Genomic DNA, 23,652 nt, shown 5'->3' with positions numbered 1-23,652 from the left:
GTAAAAAACCGTGCGGAGCCAGCGACGTAAACTTGAGTGACGAAGGCATAGTTGTCCCCATGACTCAATAACTGCCGGGTTGACTGATGGCTTCTTAGTCATGGCTAACGCTGGAGTTAAGACGCCGACCGCTGGCGTAGCCAGTGGGCGGTCGGCTTGAATGAGTTGTTAGGGGTCGTCGCCTGTGACATGTATGGAAGAGACCACGAATATTGAGTACGAATGATAGTGCGGCATTTGCGTGGGCAGGAAATACCCAGTGACCCTGACGGTTTTGTCCTTGAGCTGCCCGATGCTTTCTATGCTAGCTGTCAGGCTTGGCCACAGATGTGCGGCGCGAGCTTCTTTTACGGAGAGGTTGCCGAACTTGGAGCTGCTGGGAAGACAAAACGAACTTGAAGTGTTGATTGACCAAATGTAGTCGCTATCGACGTGATGCTTAGCGTGAAACCATGGAGCTGTCTGTAGTGGTCCGCGAATGACACGTCCGACTAGGGTGACCTCAGGTGGACCATAGTGCAGACAGGCCGCATGGGCCGAATTGATAGACGCCATCGCAAGAAGTGCGAAGAGAAATTTCATCGGCCCATCAATCCCCTAACTTAAATTCGACCCCCTAAACGGGGTGTTGCATCGAGTATGCCCACCATCGCGATGCCCGGCAATCAGGGAAGCCCTACGCAGATTCAGAGACTTTTCTAGGAACGGACTACTTGTGCCGGGCTCGATGCGCGGGATGTTATGCGGCGAAATGGCAGGTGTAAGAGTTACACCTTTGCATCAGAGGGTGTAACAGGGACCATTTCGTTGAACTGACAAGATTCCACACGAGCGGGATAGAGCGTGGTGTGCCATGAATGACACGTTGCGCACATCGTTAACGGCCACGTTGGGTCCATTAAAAAAACGGCAGCGCGATGGCGCTGCCGTTTTCCATGGTGATGCCGCGGTGTGGCTTACAGCGCCTCGAAGATCCCCGCCGCGCCCATGCCGGTGCCGATGCACATGGTGACCATGCCGTACTTCTGCTTGCGGCGGCGCAGGCCGTGGACCAGGGTGGCGACGCGGATGGCGCCGGTGGCGCCCAGCGGGTGGCCGAGAGCGATGGCGCCGCCCAGCGGGTTGACCTTGGCGGGGTCGAGGTCGAGGTCCTTCATCACCGCCAGCGACTGCGCGGCGAAGGCTTCGTTGAGTTCGATCCAGTCCATCTGGTCCTGGGTCAGGCCGGCCATCTTCAGGGCCTTGGGGATGGCTTCCTTGGGGCCGATGCCCATGACTTCGGGCGGCACGCCGGCCACGTCGAAGCTGACAAAGCGCGCCAGCGGGGTCAGGCCGTAGTCCTTGACCGCCTGTTCGCTGGCCAGGATCACGGCGCCGGCGCCGTCGGACATCTGCGAGGAGTTGCCGGCGGTCACGCTGCCGCCGAACTGGCCGTTGCGGAACACGGTGCGCAGCTTGGCCAGCACTTCCGGCGTGGTGCCGGCGCGCGGGCCTTCGTCGGTGTCGATGATGCGCTGGTCCTCGCGCACGCTGCCGTTGGCGACGTCCGGGTAGCGGTCGTCCAGCGTGTACGGGGTGATCTCGTCCTTGAACTCGCCGGCTTCGATGGCGGCGAGGGCGCGGCGGTGGCTCTCCACGGCGAAGGCGTCCTGTTCCTCGCGGGTCACCTTCCACTGCTCGGCGACCTTCTCGGCGGTGATGCCCATGCCGTAGGCGATGGCGACATTGTCGTCGTTGAAGATGGCCGGGTTCATCTGCACCTTGTGGCCCATCATCGGCACCATCGACATCGATTCGGTGCCGCCGGCGATCATCAGGTCGGCCTCGCCCAGGCGGATGCGGTCGGCGGCCAGCGCCACGGCCTGCACGCCGGAGGAGCAGAAGCGGTTGATGGTCATGCCCGGCACGGTATCGGGCAGGCCGGCCAGCAGCGCGCCGATGCGCGCCACATTCATGCCTTGCTCGGCCTCGGGCATGGCGCAGCCGATGATGGCGTCGCTGATGCGCGCCGGATCGATGCCCGGGCACTGCTCCATCACGGCGCGGATGACGTGCGCCAGCATGTCGTCGGGACGGGTGTTGCGGAACACGCCGCGCGGCGCCTTGCCGACCGGCGTGCGGGTGGTGGCGACGATGTAGGCGTCCTGGATCTGTTTAGACATGGAAGTTCTCCTGGAAATGAGGGAAAGACGGAACGGGTTGGTTCATCCGCTTCCTCAGTTCCTCAACGGCTTGCCGGTCTTCATGGTGTGGGCGATGCGCGCCTGGGTCTTCTCCATCTGCGCCAGGGCGACGAAGTGCTTGCGCTCCAGGGCCAGCAGCCAGTCCTCGTCGACTTCGCTGCCGCGCTCGATCTGGCCGCCGCACAGGGTGTCGGCGATGCGGCTGGCGATCTCCATGTCGTGCGGCGAGATGAAGTAGCCCTCCAGCATGTTGACCAGTTGCGCCTTGAAGGTGGCGGTGCCGACTTCGCCGGCGACCTTGACGTGACGTGCGGGCAGGGGCGGGCGGTAGCCGGACTCGGCCAGGGCGCGCGCCTGCTGCTTGGCGACGTACAGCAACTCGTGACTGTTGAAGACCACCACGTCGGACTCTCGCAGCAGGCCGAAGGACTTGGCCTCCAGCGCGGAGCCGGCGACCTTGGCCATCGCCACGGTCTCGAAGTAACGCTTGACGTTGTCGAAGGCGTCGCCGACCGGCGAGGCCGAGCAGCGCGTGGCGATTTCCTTCAGACCGCCGCCCGCGGGCAGCAGGCCGACGCCGGCCTCGACCAGACCGATGTAGGACTCCATCGCCGCAACGGTGCGCGCCGAGTGCATCTGGAATTCGCAGCCGCCGCCCAGGCACAGGCCGCGCACGGCCGCGACCACCGGAATCTGCGCGTACTTGATGGCCATGCTGGTGGCCTGGAAGTTGGCGACCATGGCCTCGAACGCGGCCAGCTTGCCTTCTTGCAGCAGGCCGAGCGCGCCCTTGAGGTCGGCACCGGCCGAGAACGGCTCGCGGGTCTGCCAGATGACCATGGCGTCAAGCTGTTCCTCGGCCACGCGCACGGCCTGCTGGATGCCGTCGAGCACGTGGTCGTTGACCGTGTTCATCTTGGTCTTGAAGGACAGGATGCCGATGCGGTCGTCGCCCAGCGTCCACAGGCGCACGCCGTCGTTCTCCCACACGGTCTCGCCTTCGGGCGCCTTCTCGCCGAGGATCGGGTCGGGGAAGATCTGACGCGCGTAGACCGGATGCGTCGAGCGCGGCAGGTCCTCGCCCTTGGCCGGCGAGAACGAGCCGGCGGCGTGATGCACGCCGCGGCGGCCATCCGTGACCCAGGCGGGCAGGGGCGCATCGCTCATGGCCTTGCCGGCCTTGATGTCCTCGTCGATCCACTGCGCCACCTGCTGCCAGCCGGCGGCCTGCCAGGTCTCGAACGGACCCAGCTTCCAGCCGTAACCCCAGCGGATGGCGAAGTCGACGTCGCGCGCGGTCTCGGCGATGTCGGCCAGGTGGTAGGCGGTGTAGTGGAAGAGGTCGCGGAAGCAGGCCCACAGGAACTGTGCCTGCGGGTCGGCCGATGCACGCAGCTTGCCGAACTTCTCGGCCGGGTCCTTGATCGCGAGGATGGCTGCGACCTCGTCGGAAGCCTTCTGCTCGGACGGTGCGTAGTCCTGCTTGCCGAGGTCCAGCACCTCGATGGTCTTGCCGTTCTTGCGGTAGAAGCCGGCGCCGTTCTTCTGGCCCAGCGCGCCTTTCTCGATCAGCGCGGCCAGCCACTCGGGCGCCTTGAAGTACTTGTGCCAGGGATCGTCAGGCAGGGTGCCGGCCATGGTCTGGATGACGTGCGCCATGGTGTCTAGGCCGACCACGTCGGCGGTGCGATAGGTGGCGCTCTTGGGACGGCCGATGGCCGGGCCGGTCAGCGCATCGACCACGTCGAAGCCGAGACCGAAGGCCTGGGTGTGCACCATCGTCGACAGCATCGAGAACACGCCGATGCGGTTGCCGATGAAGTTAGGGGTGTCGCGGGCGATGACCACGCCCTTGCCCAGCGCAGTGGTCAGGAAGCCTTCCAGGCCGTTCAGGACGTTGGCGTCGGTGGCCTTGTTCGGAATCAGCTCGACCAGATGCATGTAGCGCGGCGGATTGAAGAAATGCACGCCGCAGAAACGGTGGCGCAGGTTCTCCGGCAGCGCCTCGGCCAGCGTGTTGATCGACAGGCCCGAGGTGTTGGAGGCGATCACCGCGCGCTCGGGCAGGTGCGTGGCGACCTTCTTGTACAGGTCCAGCTTCCAGTCCATGCGCTCGGCGATGGCCTCGATCACCAGGTCGCAGTCCTTGAGCTGCGCGAGGTGTTCGTCGTAGTCGGCCGGAATGATCGAGGCGGCCAGGGACTTCTCGCCCAGCGGTGCCGGCTTGAGCTTGGCCAGATGCTTGATGGCCTTCACGGCTATGCCGTTCTTCGGACCTTCCTTCGCCGGCAGGTCGAACAGCACGGTCTCGACACCGGCGTTGGTCAGATGAGCGGCGATCTGCGCGCCCATGACGCCGGCGCCCAGCACCGCGGCCTTGCGGATGCGTAGCGGTTGGGTGGTCATGCCTGTCTCCATTGCGTAAGCGGAAAGCGCCGCCCGCAGCGCGGAGCCACGGGCGGTCGGGATGGGAAATTCATTCGGCGCGCAGGCCGGCTGCGGCGAAGCGGATCAGATGCTCGGCGGCCTGCTCGCGGTGTTGTTGTTCGGTCACGCCTTCGCGGCGCTGGATGATGCCGAAGTCGGCCATGGCGTAGGTCAGCGCGCCGGCGACGATGTCGATGCGCCAGTACAGTTCCTCGCGCGGCAGGTGCGGAAGCAGCGTGGCGAAGATCTTCGCGAACTGCTTCAGCACATGGCCGTAGTTCTCCGACAGGAATTTGCGCAGCTGATCGTTGTGCTCGGCGTAGGCACGGGCCAGCACGCGGACGAAGGCGCCGCCGCCGTCGCCCTCGCGCGCCAGCTCCAGCGCCGGACGGATGAAGGCGGCCAGGGCGTCTTCGAGCGTGGGCGCTTCGCCGAGTTGGTCCAGCGCCAGCAAACGCCGCTTGTTCAGTTCGTCGAGACGGCGCCGGAACACTTCCTCGATGAGCTTATCTTTGGAACCGAAGTGGTAGTTGACCGCGGCCAGGTTCACATTGGCCGCCGAGGTCACCTGACGCAGTGAGGCGCCAGCGAATCCGTGCCGCGCGAAGAGGGTTTCGGCAGCTTCGAGAATGCGCTGCTTGGTGGAGAACTGGGAACTGGCCACGACGCTCGTACTCCGCTGGACGATCTCGTATCAAACGATCGTTTGAAGCATAGGCTTCCGTCACAGGGAGGTCAAACGTTCGGATTCGTCGCGAATTCGCCCCGAAACGGCGTGGATCGTCGTGCCGCGGACTTGCGCTCGGTCTAGAATCTGTCAAGCTTTACGGCACCAAATCCCGAATTTTTCACAGATTTGGTGATACGGTGACTGGCTTGGGGAAGCCGGCCCGTTTTCGTTCATCTTTCAACCTAAAACCGGAGCACATCCGCATGGCGCTGGAGCGCACTCTTTCCATCATCAAGCCCGATGCCGTCGCCAAGAACGTCATCGGCGAAATCTACGCGCGTTTCGAGAAGGCTGGCCTGAAGGTCGTCGCCGCGAAAATGAAGCATCTGTCCCGCAGCGAAGCCGAAGGTTTCTACGCCGTGCACCGCGAGCGCCCGTTCTTCGGCGCGCTGGTCGAGTTCATGATCTCCGGCCCGGTGATGATCCAGGTGCTGGAAGGCGAGGGCGCCATTGCCAAGAATCGTGAGCTGATGGGCGCCACGAACCCGAAGGAAGCCGACGCCGGTACCATCCGCGCCGACTTCGCCGATTCGATCGACGCCAATGCCGTGCACGGTTCGGACGCGCCGGAAACCGCCAGCACCGAGATCGCGTACTTCTTCGCGACCACGGAACTGTGCCCGCGCTAATCGACCAGGAACGAAGCTCGTGAACCCGACGGAAAAGACCAATCTGCTCGACTTCGATCGCCAGGGGCTGCGTGATTTCTTCACGCAGCTGGGCGAGAAGCCGTATCGCGCCGATCAGGTCATGAAGTGGATCTATCACCGTCTGGAGAACGACTTCGAGCGCATGACGGACCTCGGAAAGAACTTGCGCGGCAAGCTTTCCGAGGTCTGCTATGTCGGCCCGCCGGACACCATGTTCGAGAAGGGTTCGACCGACGGCACGCACAAGTGGCTGCTGGGCATGAATGGCGGCAACGCCATCGAGACCGTGTACATCCCCGAGCCGACGCGCGGCACGCTGTGCGTGTCCTCGCAGGTGGGCTGCGGCCTCAACTGCACGTTCTGCTCGACGGCGACCCAGGGCTTCAACCGCAACCTGTCGACCGCCGAGATCATCGGCCAGGTCTGGGTCGCGGCGAAATACCTCGGCAACGTCCCGCACCAGCGCCGCCGCATCACCAACGTGGTGATGATGGGCATGGGTGAGCCGCTGATGAACTTCGACAACGTCGTCGCGGCGATGAATTTGATGCGCGACGATCTGGGCTTCGGCCTGGCCAGCAAGCGCGTGACGCTGTCGACCTCCGGCCTGGTGCCGCAGATCGACAAGCTGTCCGAGGTCGCCGACGTGTCGCTGGCGGTCTCGTTGCATGCCCCCACCGACGAGCTGCGCACCACGCTGGTGCCGCTCAACAAGAAATATCCGATCGACGAGTTGCTGGCTGCCTGCAAGCGCTACGTCAGTTCGCGACCGCGCGCGTCGATCACTTTCGAATACACCCTGATGAAGGGCATCAACGACCATCCCGAGCATGCGCGCCAGCTGGTCAAGCTGATGCGCCGCCTGCCGAGCAAGGTCAACCTGATTCCGTTCAACCCGTTCCCCGGCACGCGCTACGAGCGCTCGGATGCGGGCGATATCGAGACCTTCCGCCGCATTCTCAACGAGGGCGGCATCATTGCCACCGTGCGGCGTACCCGCGGTGACGACATCGATGCCGCCTGCGGTCAGCTGAAGGGGCAGGTGCTCGACCGCACGCGCCGGTCGGCCGAATTCCGCAAACAACTCGAAAAGGATGCGATCCATGCGGCTTGATCGTTGGCTGGTCTCCCTGGTGCTGGCCCTGGTGTTGGCCGGTTGCGCCACGTCCAATGGCAACGGGCTGTCCACACGCAAGGTCAACGACAAGGACGCTGCGCGGATTCACACCGAACTCGGGCAGCAGTATCTCGAACGCGGTCAGTTGAAGACAGCGCTCGAGAAATTGCAGAAGGCCCTGCAGTTCGACGACCACTATGCGCCGGCACATACCGTCATTGCGACGATCTATGCCCGCATAGGTGAAATCGACAACGCCGAACAACATTATCGCCGCGCCGAGGAACTGGATCCCAAAAACGGGGATACGAACAACAACCTCGGCGTTTTTTTATGCAGAATCGGGAAGATCGACCAGGCGTTGCCATATTTTGCCAAGGCAGCCAAGGACCCGTTCTACAAAACCAAGGACATCGCCTGGAGCAATGCCGGCCGCTGCGAGCTGAAACGGAACAACTACGCGGCAGCCGAAAAGGATTATCGCCGAGCGCTGGCGATCAATCCGCGCAACGCCGATGCGCTGTATCAGATGGCCGCGGTGTTGCTGCACGAAGGCAAGGCGTTCAGCGCCCGGGCCTTCATTCAGCGCTTCGACGCCCTCGGGCGCTCGGATCCGGCAGCTTTGCTGCTGGGGTACAAGATCGAAAAACGACTGGGTGACGAGGAGGGGGCCCAGGGTTATGCCAAGCGACTGCAAGCCAAATTCCCGGATTCGGATCAGGTGCAGTCCATCAAATCCAATAGATCACGATGAATCAACCAGCGTCCACGAATTTCACGGATCAGGAACGGGGAGAGCACGACTTCAGCAAGCCGGATGATGACCAGGGGGCGTCTCCGGGATTCAACGACGAAGCAGAGCAATGGATGAGCAGCGCGGAGGCGGAACCGTCGTTCGGCTGTCATCTGCGCGCCGTGCGCGAGGAGCAGGGGCTGTCCCTGCAAGATTGCGCGCAAGCCTTGCACTTGCCCGCGCGCCTGCTGGAAAAGCTCGAGCAGGACAACTACGCAGGCATCGATTACTCGGTGTATCTGCGTAGCTACCTGAGCAAGTATGCCGCCTACGTCGGCATGGGCAGTCAGGAAATCGAGGACCAACTCGAGCGCCTGCGTCCGCGTCAGCCGGAACTGATCACGACCAGTCCGCTCTCTGGCTGGCAGCGCACGATCGATCGCTATTCCAGCGCCGCGACCTATGTGGTGTTGACGGCAGTGATCGTTGCGCCGCTGATCTGGCTGGGACTCAACGGTGTGCTCAAACGCGACATTGCCCAGTTGGCTCCGTTGGATGCCGCACCCGTCAACGCACAGTCCACCGCGCTTGCCAGTACCGCCGTGGCCGCTTCAGGGGGCCACGAAAAAGCTCCGGCGCCCGGTGGGAACGTATCGGGCCTTGTGCCGCCGACGCCGCCCTCCGAGAAGCCGCTGATGGCATCGATCGCGCCGTTCAGTGCGATGGAGGCCTCCAAGAAGGCCAGGGTGACAACGTCTGCGGCTGCTCCGCCGCAAACTTCTGCCGCCACGCATCTCACATTGAAACTCCGTCACGACAGTTGGGTGGAAATCACCGACACGAACGGCAAACGCCTTGAATACGGACTGCTTCCTGCGGGGACAGATAAATCCTATCGAAGCACCCACCCGCTTGAAGTGCGGATCGGCAATGCCGATGGTGCGAACGTGGCCGTCGACGGAAAGCCGCTGTCCCTGGGCAAATTCCAGCGTGCCAATGTGGCGCACTTCAATGTCGCCGATGGCGGTGCAGTCCGACCCGCAAGCGGCTGATCATCGTCCTGCCGTCTTCGGGCGGCGGGAGTCAGCGACGAGCATGTGTGCGCCAAGGGCGTGTCGAGCGGCGGCTCCCGGCGGTATCGCACGCCGCGAGCATCGGTTATCCTTTCCGGGTTTCGCCGCTTACGCGGCCGACCCAACTCGATCCGCCCGCTTGCGGCCGCCCGCCAGAATCTCTGGCTTCGCGGCCGCTCTCGGCTTCAACAGGTGACGCATGGCTTTCGACGCATACGACGATTACGAACAGGGCGAACGTCTTCAGGAATGGTTGCGCCAGAACGGCATTTCCATCGCCGTGGGCATCGCGCTCGGATTGGTGCTGATCTTCGGATACAAGCAGTGGCGTAGTCATCAGGAACAGAATCGCGCCGCCGCCGCCGCGCAGTTCGGCGCCATCCAGAGCGCCTATGCCGCTGGTCAGAACAGCGAGGCGGATGCCCTGGTCGGCGTCATGCTGGACAAGCACGCCGATTCGCCGTACGCCGTGTTCGCGGCCTCCGCGCGCGCCGCCAACGACACGAAGGAAGGCAAGCTTGCCAAAGCCCGTACTTCGCTGGAGTGGGCGCAGGCACATGCCGACGGTGAACATGGCGCGCTGAAGTCGCTGATGTCGCTGCGCCTGGCTCGCGTGGAACTGGCGCAGGGCAAGGCCGACGATGCGCTGGCCACGCTCGATGCGATGCCGAAAGACGAATACGATGCGTTGCGCGGGGAACTGCGCGGCGATGTGCTGGTCAAGCTTGGACGCATGTCCGAAGCGCGTCAGGCCTATCAGGCCGCACTCGACGCCTACGGAAAGGATGCGCCGCAGACCCAGAGCGTGCGCATGAAACTCGACAATCTGGCCACGGCCGGGAAGCAGGGCGCATGAAACGTATTTTCCTGATCGCAATCATCACCACGCTCGCGCTCGGCGCATGTCACTCGAAGAAGAGCAACATCCAGCCGCCGACTGAACTCACGGACATTACGCCGACGGTCTCAGTGCAGCGCGTCTGGGAGGAAAGTGTGGGCGATGGTGCGCAGGATTCCGGTGTTCGCATGCGTCCTGCATACGACAACGGCGTGCTGTTCGCCGCCAGCACGGACGGTGTCATCGAGGCGCTGGACGCGAAGACCGGCAAGACGCTGTGGCGCAAGAAGACGCGCACGCACGGCTGGCTCGGCTTCGGCGGCAAGAAGATCCGCAAGGACGCCTTGTATGCCGGTGGTCCCGGCGTCGGCGAGGGGCTGGTCGTCACCGGCACGCTCGATGGCCATGTCTATGCGTTCGATGCCAAGACCGGCGAACAGCGTTGGGTGGCGAAGGTGTCGTCCGAAGTCATTTCCGCGCCGGTGGTGCTGAAGAACATCACTGTGGTTCGTACCAATGACGGCAACGTCTTCGGTCTGAACACCGAGACCGGCAAGCAGGTATGGCTGTACGACCAGGACACCGTCCCGGCGTTGAGTCTGCGCGGCAACGGTCCGCTGCTGGTGGCGCGTGGCGTCGTATTCTTCGGCACCGATGACGGCAAGCTGGTCGCCATCCGCCTGGACGACGGCGAGAAGCTGTGGGATCTGCCGTTGGCGACCGGCGAAGGCCGCACCGACATCCAGCGCCTGGATGATGCCGACGTCGGCGTGCTGCTGGACGGCAGCACCCTGTATGCCTCGGCCTATCACGGTGAGCTGACCTCCATCGACGGTCCGACCGGTCGTCCGGGGTGGCATCGCAAGTTCTCGACCTACACGTCGATGGACATCGGCGGACAGGCCATCGTCGGTGTCGACGATGCATCCGACGTATGGGCCTTCGACAAGAGCACCGGCAGCGACCTGTGGAAGCAGGACGCCCTGGAATGGCGCTGGCTCAGCGCGCCTGCGGTGCAGCTGGACAAGTACGTCGTGGTCGGCGACTTGAAGGGCTACGTGCACTGGCTGGATCTCAGCAACGGCAAGATCGCCGCACGTGAGCGCCTGTCGCACAAGGCGATCCGCGCACAGCCGCTGGTCGTCGGCAACATGGTTTATATTGAGGACGTCGAAGGTCACATCGGCGCCTATCGTCTGGGATCGTCCACCCCTTGATGTCGCATCGCGCATCGCCCTTGGCGGCGATGCGCGCGACGACGCCGGACTGCTACCGATGGATTCACCGCACATGCTCCCCGTCGTCGCCCTGGTCGGACGCCCGAATGTCGGCAAGTCGACTCTTTTCAATGTCCTGACGCGCAGCCGCGAAGCGCTGGTGGCCGATCTTCCGGGTGTGACCCGGGATCGCCACTACGGCGTCTGCCGGCTCGGCGATGCGCCGTTCGTGCTGGTCGATACCGGTGGTCTTTCCGGTGATGAGGACGGCCTGGATGGATTGACGGCTCGTCAGGTTCGCCTGGCCATCGAAGAAGCCGACGCCGTGGTGTTCCTGGTCGACGGACGCGACGGCCTGGTTGCCCAGGACCATGCCATCCTCGACGAGCTTCGTCGCACCGGCAAGCCGATGCTGCTGGCCGTGAACAAGACCGATGGCCTGGACGAATCCGTCGCGATGGCGGATTTCGCCGCGCTCGGGTTCGCCGACATGCTGCCGCTCGCCGCCGCGCACAGCCGCGGCACCGACGTGTTGCTGAAGGCGTTGCAGCCGTTGCTCCCCGAGTACGTCGAGCCGGACGAAGAGGAGAGTGACGACAGCATTCGCGTGGCCATTCTCGGCCGCCCCAATGCCGGCAAGTCGACTCTGGTCAATCGCCTGCTGGGCGAGGAACGCGTCATCGTCTCCGATGTGGCCGGCACCACGCGCGATTCGATCCGCGTCGCGTTGGAGCGGGATGGTCGCAAGTACACCCTGATCGACACGGCCGGCGTGCGCCGGCGAGCACGCATCGAGGAAGCGGTCGAGAAATTCAGCGTCATCAAGACGCTTCAGGCCATTGCTGCGGCACAGGTCTGCGTGGTCATGGTCGACGCGCGCGAGAATCTGGCCGACCAGGATCTGACCCTAATCGGCCACGTGCTCGACGAGGGCAGGGCGCTGGTGATTGCGGTCAACAAGTGGGACGACATGGAAGCCTACGACCGCGAACAGTGTCAGCGTGCGCTGGATCGCCGGCTCGAGTTCGTCGGCTGGGCCAAGCGTGTGTTCATCTCCGCACTGCACGGCTCGGGTCTGCGCGAGTTGATGCGTGCCGTCAACCGCGCGCATGCTTCGGCCAACTACACGATGACTTCCTCGCAGCTCACGCGCACGCTGGAGAAAGCCTACGAGGGTTATCAGCCCCCGCTGGTGCGCGGCCATGCGCCGAAATTGCGCTATGCGCATCCCGGCGGTCACAACCCGCCGACCGTGGTCATTCATGGGACGCGAACCAAGCATATTGCGCCGGCGTACCGTCGCTATCTGGAAAATACCTTCCGCAAGCGCTACCGCTTGGAGGGTACGCCGATCCGGATCGAGTTCCGCGACAGCGAGAACCCGTACGCAGGCCGTCGCAACGAGCTCACCGAATCGCAGAAGCGCAAGCGGCAGCGCATGATTCGCAACGCCAAGCGCCGCAAGCACTGAGTCACATGCGTTCTACATGCGCCGGCAAGACGACCGGCGCATGCGGGTGTGCGCCATGTGGCCGTCGCATTTGTGCGATTTGTTCCGAACCCGGATAATGCGCGCTTTCCCGGCACGCATTCGATATGACCGCACGCATTCTCGACGGCAAACGCATCGCACAGGAAGTTCTTGATCGCGTCGGTCGGCGCGTGGCGGAACGCGTCGCTGCCGGCGACACGCCCCCGGGTCTGGCCGTGGTACTGGTCGGTAGCGATCCGGCGTCGGCCGTGTATGTGCGCAACAAGCGCCGCGCCTGTGAGCAGGTCGGGTTTCGTTCCTACGATTACGATCTTCCGGCCGAGACCAGCGAAGCCGAGCTGTTCGCGCTGATCGACAAGCTCAATGCCGATCCCGATGTCAGCGGCATCCTGGTGCAATCACCGTTGCCGGATCACGTCGATGAGGACGCGCTGGTCGATCGTATCGATCCGCGCAAGGATGTGGACGGTTTTCACGCAGTCAATGTGGGGCGACTGGTCCTGCGGCGCCTCGGACTCCGTCCCTGTACGCCGAAGGGCGTGATGACCTTGCTCGGTCACACCGATCGTCCGGTGCGCGGGCGTCATGCGGTCATCGTCGGCGTGTCCAATCACGTCGGCAGACCCTTGGCTCTGGAGCTTCTGATTGCCGGCGCCACGGTGACCTGCTGCCACCGTTTCACGGCCGACCTCGCCGCACATGTGCGTCAGGCCGACATACTGGTTGTGGCCGTCGGCAGGCCCGGCCTTATCAAGGGCGAGTGGATCAAGCCGGGCGCCGTGGTTGTCGATGTCGGCATCAATCGTCTCGAGGACGGACGTCTGGTCGGCGACGTCGAGTTCGACGTCGCGGCAGAGCGCGCATCATGGATCACGCCGGTGCCCGGTGGAGTCGGTCCCATGACGGTCGCGACCTTGATCGAGAACACGCTGGAAGCGGCCGAATCACGCCAGGCGCGATCCGTGGCCTGAGTGCTTCCGGACCGTGGTCCGGTGACCGCTTCGATGCATTCGGACTGAAACGAACGGAATCGCAAATCGCCTCATCATGCAGCGAAACAAGACACCGTCCTCGCCATTGAGCGAAACCTTGCCGTCCGCAGCTCAGCAACGCCTCGCGCAGGCCATGGATGCCTTGCGGGGAGGACGACCCGACGAAGCGCTTCGGTCCCTGTCGGGAGCGCTGGCGATGGCTCCGAACAGCATGCGCATCCGCTATTTCATGGGCGTCGCGCTGCACATGCAGGGTGATTTCGCTTCCTCGATGCGCTGGTTCGAGGAAGTCGTGGCGCACGAACCGGAAAATGCCGCCGCGTGGATGGGACTCGGTGTCGCGCGGCACGACCTGCATGCCGACGAGGAGGCGCTGAACTGTCTGCAACGCGCCTGTTCGCTGCAGCCGGATTCGATTCCGTACCGGTACAACCTCGGCAAGGCCATGCACGATCAGCGGAAGGCGCCTGCCGAAGTCGGCCGGGTCATGCTCGATGTGCTGCGCAGTGCGCCCGAGCATATCAACGCACGCGTCACACTGGCGGATACCCAGATCAGTACCGGATGCATCCGTGAGGCCGTGGAAAACTACCGCGAAATCCTTCGGCGGCAACCGACGCATGCCAAAGCCTGGCTGGGGCTGGCCGACATCAAGACCTTCTCCTTTTCCAGCGAAGATCTGAAAGGTCTGCGCGACGCGTGGCGACAGACGCCCGAGCGGGCCGAGAGCCGAATCACGCTCGGGTTCGCGCTGGCCAAGGCTTACGAGGACCAGGCCGATTACGCTTCGGCTTTCGAGACCTTGCGCAAGGCCAATGCGGCCGTGCATGCGCGTGAACGGTGGAATGCCGAAGCCGAGCGCGCATATGTGAAGGCCATCGAGCGCGCATTTCCATCCGGGCAGGGAGGCGATGCGGATCCTTCCCGAGGGGAGGAGATCATTTTTGTCGTCAGCCTGCCGCGATCGGGGTCGACACTCGTGGAGCAGATTCTGGCTTCCCACCCGGAGGTCGAGGGCGGGGGAGAGATTCGTGATCTGCAAGCGGTCATCGACGAAGAATCGGCGCGGCGCGGCCATGCATTCCCGGACTGGGTGCCGCACGCCACACCCGAGGACTGGGCACGGCTCGGACACGTCTACCTTGAACGTACCGGATACTTGCGTGAGAAGCGTAGCCGTTCGACTGACAAGAATCTGCTGAATTGGAAGTTGGTCGGCGCAGTCCGGGCCATGCTTCCGGGCGCGCGGATCATCGATGTGCGACGCGATCCGCTGGAAACCTGCTTGGCCTGTTATCGCCAGTATTTCCGGCAGGGGAATCATTTCAGCTACGATCTTGAGGACATGGCCGGTTTCTGGAAGAACTACGACCGATTGTCCCGTCATTGGGCCGCCCTGTTTCCGGAGTCTTGCCTGCCGTTGACTTACGAGAAACTGCTGGACGCGCCCGAAGCGACGATTCGGCAGTTGCTGGACTTCTGTGGTCTGCCGTTCGATCCCGCCTGCCTTTCGTTCCACGAAACGGAGCGCGTCGTGCGCACGGCCAGCGCTGCGCAGGTCCGTCAGCCCCTGCAGCGCGATACAGCCCGCGCCCATCATTACGCCGAGGCGCTGGAACCCTTGCGCACGCTGCTGAAGGTGGAGCACGGAACATGAGGGTCGTTGGCGATCTGGCCCTGCGCTAGGGCTATCCAGTACAATAGGCTGATTTACCTGCGGGACTACACGCCATGCGCATTCTTGCCGAGGCTCTCACCTACGACGACGTCTACCTCGTCCCCGCCCACTCGACCGTGCTGCCGCGCGATGTGGACACCTCCACGCGACTGACGCGAAACATCCGTCTGAACGTGCCCATCGTCTCCGCGGCGATGGATACGGTCACCGAAGCGCGCCTGGCCATCACCATGGCGCAGTGCGGTGGCATCGGCATCATCCACAAGAACATGACGCCGGAGCAGCAGGCTGCGGAAGTGCGCCTGGTGAAGAAGTTCGAGGCCGGCGTCATCCGCAACCCGATCACGGTCGGGCCGGACACGTCCATCGACGAAGTCATGCAGATCACCCGCGCCAATAGCATTTCCGGCGTGCCGGTGGTCGAGGGCGACGCGCTGGTCGGCATTGTCACCAGCCGCGATCTGCGCTTCGAGAAGAAGCACGACGACCCGGTCCGCAATATCATGACCCGCAAGGACAGGCTGGTCACGGTGGGCGAGGAAGCCAGTCACGACGAAGTGCTGGACCTGCTGCATCGCAACCGCATCGAGAAGGTGCTGGTGGTCAACGATGCCTTCCAGCTGCGCGGACTGATCACGGTCAAGGACATCCAGAAGGCACGCGACAATCCGTACGCGGCCAAGGACGCCCATGAGCGCCTGCGCGTGGGTGCGGCGGTCGGCGTTGCCGGCGACACCGAAGCGCGCGTCGAGGCACTGGCCGAGGCCGGCGTCGACGTGATCGTGGTCGATACCGCGCACGGACACTCGCAGGGCGTGATCGATCGCGTCTCGTGGGTCAAGAAGCACTACCCGGATCTGCAGGTCATCGCCGGCAACATCGTTACCGGCGATGCCGCACTGGCGCTGCGCGATGCCGGTGTTGATGCGGTCAAGGTCGGCGTCGGCCCCGGTTCGATCTGCACCACGCGCGTGGTCGCGGGCGTGGGCGTGCCGCAGATCACCGCCATCGACATGGTCGCCACGGCGCTGAAGGACGAGATTCCGCTGATCGCCGACGGCGGCATCCGCTATTCCGGCGATGTGGCCAAGGCCATTGCGGCCGGAGCCTCCATGGTCATGCTCGGCTCGATGTTCGCCGGCACCGAGGAAGCGCCGGGCGAGGTCGAGCTGTTCCAGGGCCGTTCCTACAAGAGCTATCGCGGCATGGGTTCGCTGGGCGCCATGCAGCAGGGCTCGAAGGACCGCTACTTCCAGGACGAGGCCGACGCCGACAAGCTGGTGCCGGAAGGCATCGAGGGCCGCGTGCCGTATCGCGGTCCGCTGCGCAACATCGTGCATCAGATGATGGGCGGCCTGCGCGCCTCGATGGGCTACTGCGGTTGCGCCAGCATCGACGAGATGCGCAGTCAGGCTCAGTTCGTGCGTGTCACCGGCGCCGGTGTGCGCGAGGCGCATCCGCACGATATCCAGATCGTCAAGGAAGCGCCGAACTACCGGCTCGACTGATATCTCCGCCGGCGTTCGGAACTCGGGAACCGAACGTCGGCGGCGCGACGCGATCCAATCGTGTCGGGTACTTCATCCACGCAGCGTGACCGGGAGCCCGAGTCCCGGGCCAACCCGAGTCCCGCATGCAGAATATCCATAGCGACAAGATCCTCATCCTCGACTTCGGCTCGCAGTACACGCAGCTGATCGCACGCCGCGTACGTGAGATTGGTGTCTACTGCGAGATCTGGGCATGGGACCACGATCCCGCCGAGATCGCGCAGTTCGCGCCCAAGGGCATCATTCTTTCCGGCGGTCCCGAGTCGGTGACCGAAGCGGATTCGCCCCGTGCGCCGCAGGCCGTCTATGATCTCGGCGTGCCGCTGCTGGGCATCTGTTACGGCATGCAGAGCATGGCCGTGCAGCTCGGCGGCAAGGTCGAGAGCGAGCACCATCGCGAATTCGGCTACGCCAAGGTGCACAGCACCGATTCGTGCGAGCTGCTGGACGGCCTCATCACCGCCAACGGTGAGCTGGACGTCTGGATGTCGCACGGCGACCGCGTGACTGCGCTGCCCGAAGGTTTCACCGGCGTGGCCGCGACCGAGTCGGTACCGCTGGTCGGCATGGCCGACGATCGCCGCAAGTACTACGGTTTGCAGTTCCATCCCGAAGTGACGCATACCCAGCGCGGTCTGGAGCTGCTGCGTCGCTTCGTGGTTGAGCTCTGCGGTTGCGAGACGCTGTGGACGCCGGGCCGCATCATCGATGACAGCATCGAGCGCGTGCGCGAGCAGGTCGGCGACGATCATGTCCTGCTGGGGCTGTCCGGTGGCGTGGATTCCTCGGTGGTGGCCGCCTTGCTGGAAAAGGCCATCGGCGATCAGCTGACCTGTGTGTTCGTCGACACCGGTCTGCTGCGCTACCAGGAAGGCGATCAGGTCATGGCCACCATGGCCGAGCACATGGGCGTGCGGGTGATCCGCGTCAACGCCGCCGAGCGCTTCTTCAAGGCACTGGAAGGCGTCGAGGATCCGGAGGACAAGCGCAAGGTCATCGGCCGCCTGTTCATCGAGGTGTTCGACGAAGAGGCCGGCAAGCTGGAAGGCGTGAAGTGGCTGGCACAGGGCACGATCTATCCCGACGTCATCGAGTCGGCCGGCGGCAAGACCGGCAAGGCCCATGTCATCAAGAGCCACCACAACGTCGGCGGTCTGCCCGAGCGGATGAACCTGAAACTGGTCGAGCCGTTGCGCGAGCTGTTCAAGGATGAAGTGCGCCGCATCGGTGTCGAACTCGGTCTGCCGCGCGAGATGGTCTATCGCCATCCGTTCCCGGGTCCCGGTCTGGGCGTTCGCGTGCTCGGCGAGGTCAAGGCCGAGTACGTCGAGTTGCTGCAGAAAGCCGACGCTATCTATATCGAGGAGTTGCGCCGGCACGATCTCTACGATCGCGTCAGCCAGGCCTTCGCCGTCTTCCTGCCGGTGAAATCGGTCGGCGTCGTTGGCGACGGGCGCGCCTACGATTGGGTGGTCGCGTTGCGCGCCGTGGAGACCATCGACTTCATGACTGCGCACTGGGCGCAGTTGCCATACGAGTTTCTCGACCACGTATCTCGTAGAATTATCAATGAATTACGTGGTATTTCTCGCGTGGTTTATGATATTAGTGGCAAGCCGCCGGCGACGATCGAGTGGGAGTAGGGAAATCAATAGCTTGCATGGTCAGTCTGCAGCGATGCGTGTTTCCGCAGCGGCATGTTTGTCAGGCAAGTCATTGAAAGAAAAGTGCTCATGACTTCGGATGCTGCTACCTGTTTCAGCGATCAGGACCGCGCCTGGATGCAGCGTGCTCTGGCGCTGGCCGAACATGCTCGCGATGCCGAGAACGAGGTGCCGGTGGGCGCCGTTCTGGTCGATGCGGAGCAGAACGTGCTCGGACTTGGCTGGAATCGCAACATCACGCTTCACGATCCGACGGCGCATGCCGAAATCGTGGCCTTGCGCGCGGCCGGGGAGAAGCTTGGGAATCACCGCTTTCCGGGCAGCACGCTCTACGTCACGCTGGAACCTTGCGCCATGTGCGCGATGGCGCTGGTGCATGCGCGCATTGCACGCGTCGTATATGCCACCACGGATCCGAAGACGGGCGCGGCCGGCAGTGTCTTCGACACGCTGGTGTCCGAACGCCACAACCACCGGATCAAGGTCGAGTCCGGTCTGCTTGCCGATGTCTCGGCAACCATGCTGCGCGAGTTCTTCCGTTCGCGGCGCTGAGTGCGAAGTGTTTCAGGAAACCTGATCGGCGTCGGCTTCTGCGTCTACGCCGACATTCTTGTCGATAGCCGTCGCTACCACATGCCGGATCGCCTCGACTTCGTCGCCGTCGATCGCTTCGCGCTGGAGTTGGCCCTTGGGCCGTCCCATGACGTGGCCGTCCTGACTGATCACCGCGCCCCAGAACACCGTGTCCTGCTGCACGCTCCAGAAGGCATCGTAGCGATAGCCTGAATGCGAACCCTGTAGTTGTGCCATGACCATGCGCTCCGTGTGACCCGTTCCCATCCTGGGAGGTCATGCATGAATCTACCGATAATTTCGCTGTCGTTGACTGAACCAAGGCTGCATTTGCGGCTTGGCGTCACGTTCTACGCATGTACGATGACGGCATGAGTCTTCAACTGGAAGCCATGGGCGAGCATGCCTTCATGCTGCGCCTGGGCGACACAATCGATCCTGAAACCAATGCCCGCGTGCATGCGCTGAGCGAGCGCATGCGCGCTGCCGGTCTGCCGCGCCTGCGCGAACTCGTGCCGGCGTATGCCAGTCTGCTGTTGCGCTTCGATCCGCCGCCTCCGGGCGACGATGACGACAGTCCATGCCTGGAGGCGCGCATCCTCGACCTGGCCAGCGGCATCGAGACCTCGGCGATCGCGAAGGCGACATCCATGGTGCACCGCGTGCCCGTCTGCTATGACGCGGCCTGCGGCGAGGATCTTGGCCCGGTTGCGCAGACGCTGGGGTTTTCCATCGAAGAACTCGTGCGTCGGCACAGCGCGCCGATCTATCGCGTGGCCATGATCGGTTTCGCGCCCGGTTTTGCCTACCTGTTGGGCATGGATCCGGCCTTGAGCATTCCGCGGCGTGACACGCCGCGAACCCGGGTACCTGCTGGCTCGATCGCCATCGGCGGTGCCCAGACTGGCATCTATCCGCGTGAATTGCCCGGCGGCTGGCAGTTGATCGGGCGGACGCCGTCACGCTTGTTCGATCCGACCGATGTTGCACGCCCCTGTCTGCTGGCACCGGGCGACCGGGTGCGCTTCGAGCCCGTATCGCACGAAACTTACGCGCGCTTGCTCACGGAGCAGGGCGCATGATCGAAGTGCTCGATCCCGGCCTGTTGAGCAGCCTTCAGGATCTCGGACGCCCCGGATGGGCCCATCTGGGCATCGGTCGAAGCGGCGCGGCCGATGCGCCGGCGCTGCGTCTGGCCCAGGCACTGGTCGGCAATCCAGCCGATGCCTGCGGTATCGAATGCACGCTGCGCGGTCCGAAGCTGCGCATCGAGGCCGGTGCGCACGTCGCCTTGACCGGCGCGCCCACGCCGCAGGCGCGTCTCAATGGCGAACCGTTCTCCGCCTGGACCTCGGTCTGGTGTCCGGCTGGGAGCGAGCTGGATATCGGTCCGATGGCCGCAGGTTGCCGCAGCTACCTGGCCATCGAGGGCGGCATTGATGGCCCGCCATGGCTGGGCAGTCGAAGTGTCGACCTCAATGCCGGTCTGGGGCCGCTGGATGGTCGGGCACTGCGACGCGGAGATCGGTTGCCGCTCGGACCGCGACGTCTGCCTGAGCGCGCGACGTCCAACTGGTCGCTGGATCCTCGGCCGTGGTTCATCGATGTGGCTTCCCACACGCCGATGCGGTTGCTGGAATCCCGTCACACCGCTGTGCTGAGCGAGGCCTCGCGCGATGCGCTCACGCAATCGACGTTCCAGGTGACCGCCGACAGCAACCGCGTCGGCATTCGACTGCAAGGCGAACAGGCGCTGCAGCTGCGCGATGCCACCGAATGCATCAGCGAAGGCGTGGTCGCCGGCGTCATGCAACTTCCGCCCGGTGGAAAGCCGATCCTGCTGGCGACCGAGCATCCCGTTACCGGCGGTTATCCACGCATTGCGCAACTGGCAGCGGCCGATCTTCCTCGCCTCGGTCAGTGCCGGCCGGGCGATGCGTTGCGCTTCGAGTGGGTCGATCTGCAGCAAGCGCGCCATCTGCTTGCCGCGCAGCGCCGAAGTCTCGATGATCTGTGCAGGAACATCGCGCGACGACTGGAGCAGGGCACATGAAGCGCATCGATCTCAATTGCGACATGGGCGAATCCTTCGGTCCCTGGAACATGGGCGCGGACGCCGAAGTCATGCCGTGGATCACCTCGGCGAACGTCGCCTGCGGATTCCATGCCGGCGATCCCTCGATCATGCGTAGGACCGTGGTTCTGGCGGCGGAGTCCGGTGTTGCGGTCGGCGCGCATGTGGGATTGCCCGATCTCGCCGGATTCGGCCGACGCGCCATGGCGCTCAGTGCTCAGCAGGTCTACGACCTTGCCGTGGTGCAGATCGGGGCCTTGAGCGCGGTCGCGCGCACGCAGGGCGTGAAGGTCATGCACATGAAGCCGCATGGCGCGCTCTACCACATGGTCGAGCGGGACGAGGATCTCGCCAAGGCGCTGGCACGCGCCGTGTACGACATCGATGCGAGCATGCGCCTGCTCGGCCGTTCCGGCGGCCGGCTGGTTGCATGCGGTCAGCAACTCGGATTGTCCGTCGCACACGAAGCCTTCGCAGATCGGCGTTATCTGTCCGACGGACATCTGGTGCCTCGTGGCGAGCGTGGCGCCGTCATCGAGGATGTGAACATTGCAGCCGCGCAGGCGGTGAAACTGGCGGAAGAGGGCGCCGTCGAAACGGTCGACGGAACCCTGCTGTCGCTTCGCGCGGACACCATCTGCGTGCACGGTGATCGACACGACGCGGTGGCCTTTGCCCGTCTCATGCACCAGCAGCTCAGGGCATCAGGCGTTGAACTGCGCTCGACCGAGCATTGAGCCGCCAGAGCGTCCGACAGCGCGTTCATCACCGACGCTTTTTCCCCAACATGCTGCGAAGTACGCCGTCACGGCGTATCAGAGCGTGATACAGCGCGGCGTCGACGTGCCCGAGGATGACGACGAAGAAAAGCATCGCCAAGATGATATGCGTCTGCCGGTTCGCTGGTGCGGCGCAGATGTGAACGCGCATAGACCACGGAGCGGGCCGGAAGCAGCGGATCGTCGGAGATGCGGATGCCTTTCGGGGGCGCGGCCGGGTCGCAGTTGATGTCGCGGCACGTTCCCGTGGTTTACGACGTGTTGGCGGTCAGTACCAGGGTGCTCGCGTCTACTTGCTGCGGATTCGCGGACCACACGCGGGTAGCGTCGTCGGTGGAGTTGTCGATGAAGTTGCCGGCGTGCCGGAATGCGCCGCCATCGTCCTGATGGATGGACGATGAAGGTTGGAGACCTGCGATGCGAAAGATCAGGCGTCGCCGCCTTCGAGCTCGGAATCGATGTACAACGTGACCTGTACGCGCTGATCGGCCTGGCGGCGCGACATCGGTTGCGGACCGGGTGCGCCGTTCAGGCGTGCGCGAAGTTCCGGATCGAGGCGATAGGAAAGCGCCGTCTGCAATCGCGGCGGCAGCGGTTCGTCGATCGTGGCCAGTTCCTGCTTGCGCGGATTGGCATGCGAAGGGCCGGCCTGCATGGCTGCGCGTGCGCGGCGGTCATCCTCGACCGGCTCGGACTTGCCCAGTACAGGGCGACTGGATATCGGCAGCTTCAACACGCTGATACGTCCTTGCGCGACACGTCCCCCGCGATGGATGGGTGACTTCATGGTCGAACCTCGGCGATGATCGGAAAAGACATCCTGCACGGGGAATAGTGGAACCGATGGCACGCATCTATCAAGTCTGGACCATGGGAGAGGCGGATGTGCGCGTCGCACTGGTGCACGATCGCGGCCAGGCCGATGTGTGGGTGCATCGCGTATCCAGCTGGGGGTTGGCCCATGGCGACACGCGCTGGTTCATCACTCGCGAACGCAATGATGCGACCGCCTGGGTCTACTTCTGCAGTATCGGCATGGCGCAGGTGAAGGTCTGTTTCGTGGACAGCTACGGCGAAACCGGCTGGCGCGATCCCGAGAAGGCTCGACGAGGCCTGTTCGCGTCACGACGCGGGTTTTCCTGAGGCAGGAAGGCGAATCACCGAAAGGTTGCGCATGCCGAGGATGCTGGCAATGCGGGCGGACGATTGCTGTGCGTCCGCCGTCGACGGGAAGCGTCCCACGGCGACCACGATCCAGCGATGGCCGCCTGCATCGAGCACGCTGATCCGAGTCAGCGGCAGGTCGATGCCCACGGTTTTCACGCGGCGCTCCTCATCGTCGGCGGCCCGCTCGGAAACATACATGCCCAGTTGCAGCGCATACGCCGTCGCGCCTTTCTTCGGCGCGGGATGCTTCACGGTGGAGGTCACCAGCAAGGCGTTCAGCGTGGCTGTCGTGGATGCGCTGGGCGGTGCCGAGGCGGAGGCGCCGACTGCAGGATTCGATGCCTTGCCGGCGGTCAGCTGCGGCGTAGGTATGCCGGGTGGCGGGGTAGACGAAGACACGCCGGGCAGGTGCCCGACCGCGCTTTCGATGCGCTGCTGCCAGGCGTCCGGGGCCATCACGCCTGCCACGAACATGCACGCGCCGAACAGAACCACCAGAAGAATCAGCGCCAATTTCGCCAGCATGTTGCCATCCCTGTCGCAGCGATCGTCGCCACCCGCGGTCCATGGTGCCATTCCGGTCGCGGCAAGGCGAGGGGAGGCGCAATGCGAATATTTCGCATTGAATATGCGAATGGCTTCGTGGTACCACTTGCACCTCGTTCGATATCGAACTCGGGGAGCATCGGACGCGTCGCAGGTTCCATTCACAGGT

At 63.9% G+C, this 23,652-nt stretch carries 23 protein-coding genes; 16 read left to right on the top strand and 7 right to left on the bottom strand.

Translation table 11 applies throughout. From position 1 onward, the window contains the following. Nucleotides 1–956 precede the first annotated feature (956 nt). The 3 genes from HF690_RS14745 to HF690_RS14735 form a co-directional block, all read right to left on the bottom strand. Nucleotides 957–2,162, bottom strand: coding sequence for an acetyl-CoA C-acyltransferase (locus HF690_RS14745; protein WP_113064892.1), 1,206 nt, complete (start codon nt 2,160–2,162; stop codon nt 957–959). Nucleotides 2,163–2,216: 54 nt separating this feature from the next. Next, nucleotides 2,217–4,589: a 3-hydroxyacyl-CoA dehydrogenase/enoyl-CoA hydratase family protein gene (locus HF690_RS14740; protein ID WP_168609990.1), complete on the bottom strand. Its 2,373-nt coding sequence runs from the start codon at nt 4,587–4,589 to the stop codon at nt 2,217–2,219. Nucleotides 4,590–4,659: 70 nt separating this feature from the next. Further along, on the bottom strand, nt 4,660–5,274 hold the full coding sequence (locus HF690_RS14735) for a TetR/AcrR family transcriptional regulator (RefSeq protein WP_113064894.1): 615 nt from the start codon (nt 5,272–5,274) through the stop codon (nt 4,660–4,662). Between the two features lie 269 nt (nt 5,275–5,543). Here HF690_RS14735 and ndk point away from each other — a divergent pair, with 269 nt between their 5' ends. From ndk to tadA, 12 genes are all read left to right on the top strand, one after another. Continuing rightward, a complete protein-coding gene (gene ndk, locus HF690_RS14730; RefSeq protein ID WP_113064895.1) occupies nt 5,544–5,969 on the top strand; it encodes a nucleoside-diphosphate kinase in 426 nt (141 codons plus the stop codon). A gap of 19 nt (nt 5,970–5,988) precedes the next feature. Next, a complete protein-coding gene (gene rlmN / locus HF690_RS14725; RefSeq protein WP_240601781.1) occupies nt 5,989–7,104 on the top strand; it encodes a dual-specificity RNA methyltransferase RlmN in 1,116 nt (371 codons plus the stop codon). Continuing rightward, a complete protein-coding gene (gene pilW / locus HF690_RS14720; protein ID WP_168609989.1) occupies nt 7,094–7,861 on the top strand; it encodes a type IV pilus biogenesis/stability protein PilW in 768 nt (255 codons plus the stop codon). Before rlmN ends, pilW begins: the two co-directional genes overlap by 11 nt. Beyond that, nucleotides 7,858–8,892: a helix-turn-helix domain-containing protein gene (locus HF690_RS14715; RefSeq protein ID WP_240151799.1), complete on the top strand. Its 1,035-nt coding sequence runs from the start codon at nt 7,858–7,860 to the stop codon at nt 8,890–8,892. Before pilW ends, HF690_RS14715 begins: the two co-directional genes overlap by 4 nt. 220 nt (nt 8,893–9,112) lie before the next feature. Beyond that, nucleotides 9,113–9,769 carry a YfgM family protein gene (locus HF690_RS14710; RefSeq protein WP_113064899.1) on the top strand — a complete coding sequence of 219 codons (657 nt, stop codon included), beginning with the start codon at nt 9,113–9,115 and terminating at the stop codon, nt 9,767–9,769. After that, nucleotides 9,766–10,968 (top strand): outer membrane protein assembly factor BamB, encoded by a 1,203-nt coding sequence (gene bamB, locus HF690_RS14705; protein WP_113064900.1) that lies wholly within the window; start codon nt 9,766–9,768, stop codon nt 10,966–10,968. Before HF690_RS14710 ends, bamB begins: the two co-directional genes overlap by 4 nt. A 73-nt stretch (nt 10,969–11,041) precedes the next feature. Next, nucleotides 11,042–12,439, top strand: coding sequence for a ribosome biogenesis GTPase Der (gene der, locus HF690_RS14700; RefSeq protein ID WP_168609988.1), 1,398 nt, complete (start codon nt 11,042–11,044; stop codon nt 12,437–12,439). A gap of 125 nt (nt 12,440–12,564) precedes the next feature. Then, on the top strand, nt 12,565–13,431 hold the full coding sequence (gene folD, locus HF690_RS14695; protein WP_113064902.1) for a bifunctional methylenetetrahydrofolate dehydrogenase/methenyltetrahydrofolate cyclohydrolase FolD: 867 nt from the start codon (nt 12,565–12,567) through the stop codon (nt 13,429–13,431). Between the two features lie 76 nt (nt 13,432–13,507). Continuing rightward, nucleotides 13,508–15,109: a sulfotransferase gene (locus tag HF690_RS14690; protein WP_168609987.1), complete on the top strand. Its 1,602-nt coding sequence runs from the start codon at nt 13,508–13,510 to the stop codon at nt 15,107–15,109. Between the two features lie 74 nt (nt 15,110–15,183). Next, complete coding sequence (gene guaB / locus HF690_RS14685) at nt 15,184–16,638, top strand: IMP dehydrogenase (protein WP_113064904.1); 1,455 nt, start codon at nt 15,184–15,186, stop codon at nt 16,636–16,638. 125 nt (nt 16,639–16,763) lie between these two features. Then, nucleotides 16,764–18,323: a glutamine-hydrolyzing GMP synthase gene (gene guaA, locus HF690_RS14680; protein ID WP_168609986.1), complete on the top strand. Its 1,560-nt coding sequence runs from the start codon at nt 16,764–16,766 to the stop codon at nt 18,321–18,323. 90 nt (nt 18,324–18,413) lie between these two features. Then, entirely contained in the window at nt 18,414–18,896 is a 483-nt protein-coding gene (gene tadA / locus HF690_RS14675) for a tRNA adenosine(34) deaminase TadA (protein WP_168609985.1), read from the top strand. Between the two features lie 12 nt (nt 18,897–18,908). On the opposite strand, the gene HF690_RS14670 is transcribed toward tadA, so the two are convergent. Continuing rightward, a complete protein-coding gene (locus HF690_RS14670) occupies nt 18,909–19,154 on the bottom strand; it encodes a hypothetical protein (RefSeq protein WP_146742305.1) in 246 nt (81 codons plus the stop codon). A 134-nt stretch (nt 19,155–19,288) separates the two neighbouring features. Between HF690_RS14670 and pxpB the strand changes: the two genes are divergently transcribed. From pxpB to HF690_RS14655, 3 genes are read left to right on the top strand one after another with little or no spacing between them, the layout of a single operon-like run. Beyond that, the gene (pxpB, locus tag HF690_RS14665) at nt 19,289–19,999 is read left to right on the top strand and encodes a 5-oxoprolinase subunit PxpB (protein ID WP_240151798.1); all 711 of its coding nucleotides are present in this window, start codon (nt 19,289–19,291) and stop codon (nt 19,997–19,999) included. Further along, nucleotides 19,996–20,970 (top strand): 5-oxoprolinase subunit C family protein, encoded by a 975-nt coding sequence (locus tag HF690_RS14660; RefSeq protein WP_168609983.1) that lies wholly within the window; start codon nt 19,996–19,998, stop codon nt 20,968–20,970. Before pxpB ends, HF690_RS14660 begins: the two co-directional genes overlap by 4 nt. Beyond that, on the top strand, nt 20,967–21,728 hold the full coding sequence (locus HF690_RS14655) for a LamB/YcsF family protein (RefSeq protein ID WP_168609982.1): 762 nt from the start codon (nt 20,967–20,969) through the stop codon (nt 21,726–21,728). The genes HF690_RS14660 and HF690_RS14655 overlap by 4 nt, the downstream gene beginning before the upstream one ends. 28 nt (nt 21,729–21,756) lie before the next feature. Here HF690_RS14655 and HF690_RS15175 read toward each other — a convergent pair whose 3' ends face one another. Beyond that, complete coding sequence (locus HF690_RS15175; protein WP_425495917.1) at nt 21,757–21,864, bottom strand: hypothetical protein; 108 nt, start codon at nt 21,862–21,864, stop codon at nt 21,757–21,759. Between the two features lie 333 nt (nt 21,865–22,197). Next, nucleotides 22,198–22,557, bottom strand: a complete 360-nt coding sequence (locus tag HF690_RS14650; RefSeq protein ID WP_168609981.1) for a hypothetical protein — start codon at nt 22,555–22,557, stop codon at nt 22,198–22,200. A 56-nt stretch (nt 22,558–22,613) separates the two neighbouring features. On the opposite strand from HF690_RS14650, the gene HF690_RS14645 reads away from it, so the two are divergent. Further along, nucleotides 22,614–22,913, top strand: coding sequence for a 7(1) septoil knot domain-containing protein (locus HF690_RS14645; protein ID WP_113064914.1), 300 nt, complete (start codon nt 22,614–22,616; stop codon nt 22,911–22,913). On the opposite strand, the gene HF690_RS14640 is transcribed toward HF690_RS14645, so the two are convergent. Continuing rightward, complete coding sequence (locus HF690_RS14640) at nt 22,893–23,462, bottom strand: SPOR domain-containing protein (RefSeq protein WP_168609980.1); 570 nt, start codon at nt 23,460–23,462, stop codon at nt 22,893–22,895. The two genes, HF690_RS14645 and HF690_RS14640, sit on opposite strands and share 21 nt — an antisense overlap. Between the last annotated feature and the right edge of the window lie 190 nt (nt 23,463–23,652).

This window comes from Oleiagrimonas citrea, from assembly GCF_012395255.1.
Taxonomy (GTDB): domain Bacteria; phylum Pseudomonadota; class Gammaproteobacteria; order Xanthomonadales; family Rhodanobacteraceae; genus Oleiagrimonas; species Oleiagrimonas citrea.
The sequence above is the reverse complement of the archived record's forward strand: the minus strand, read 5'-3'. Positions and strand labels throughout refer to the sequence as shown.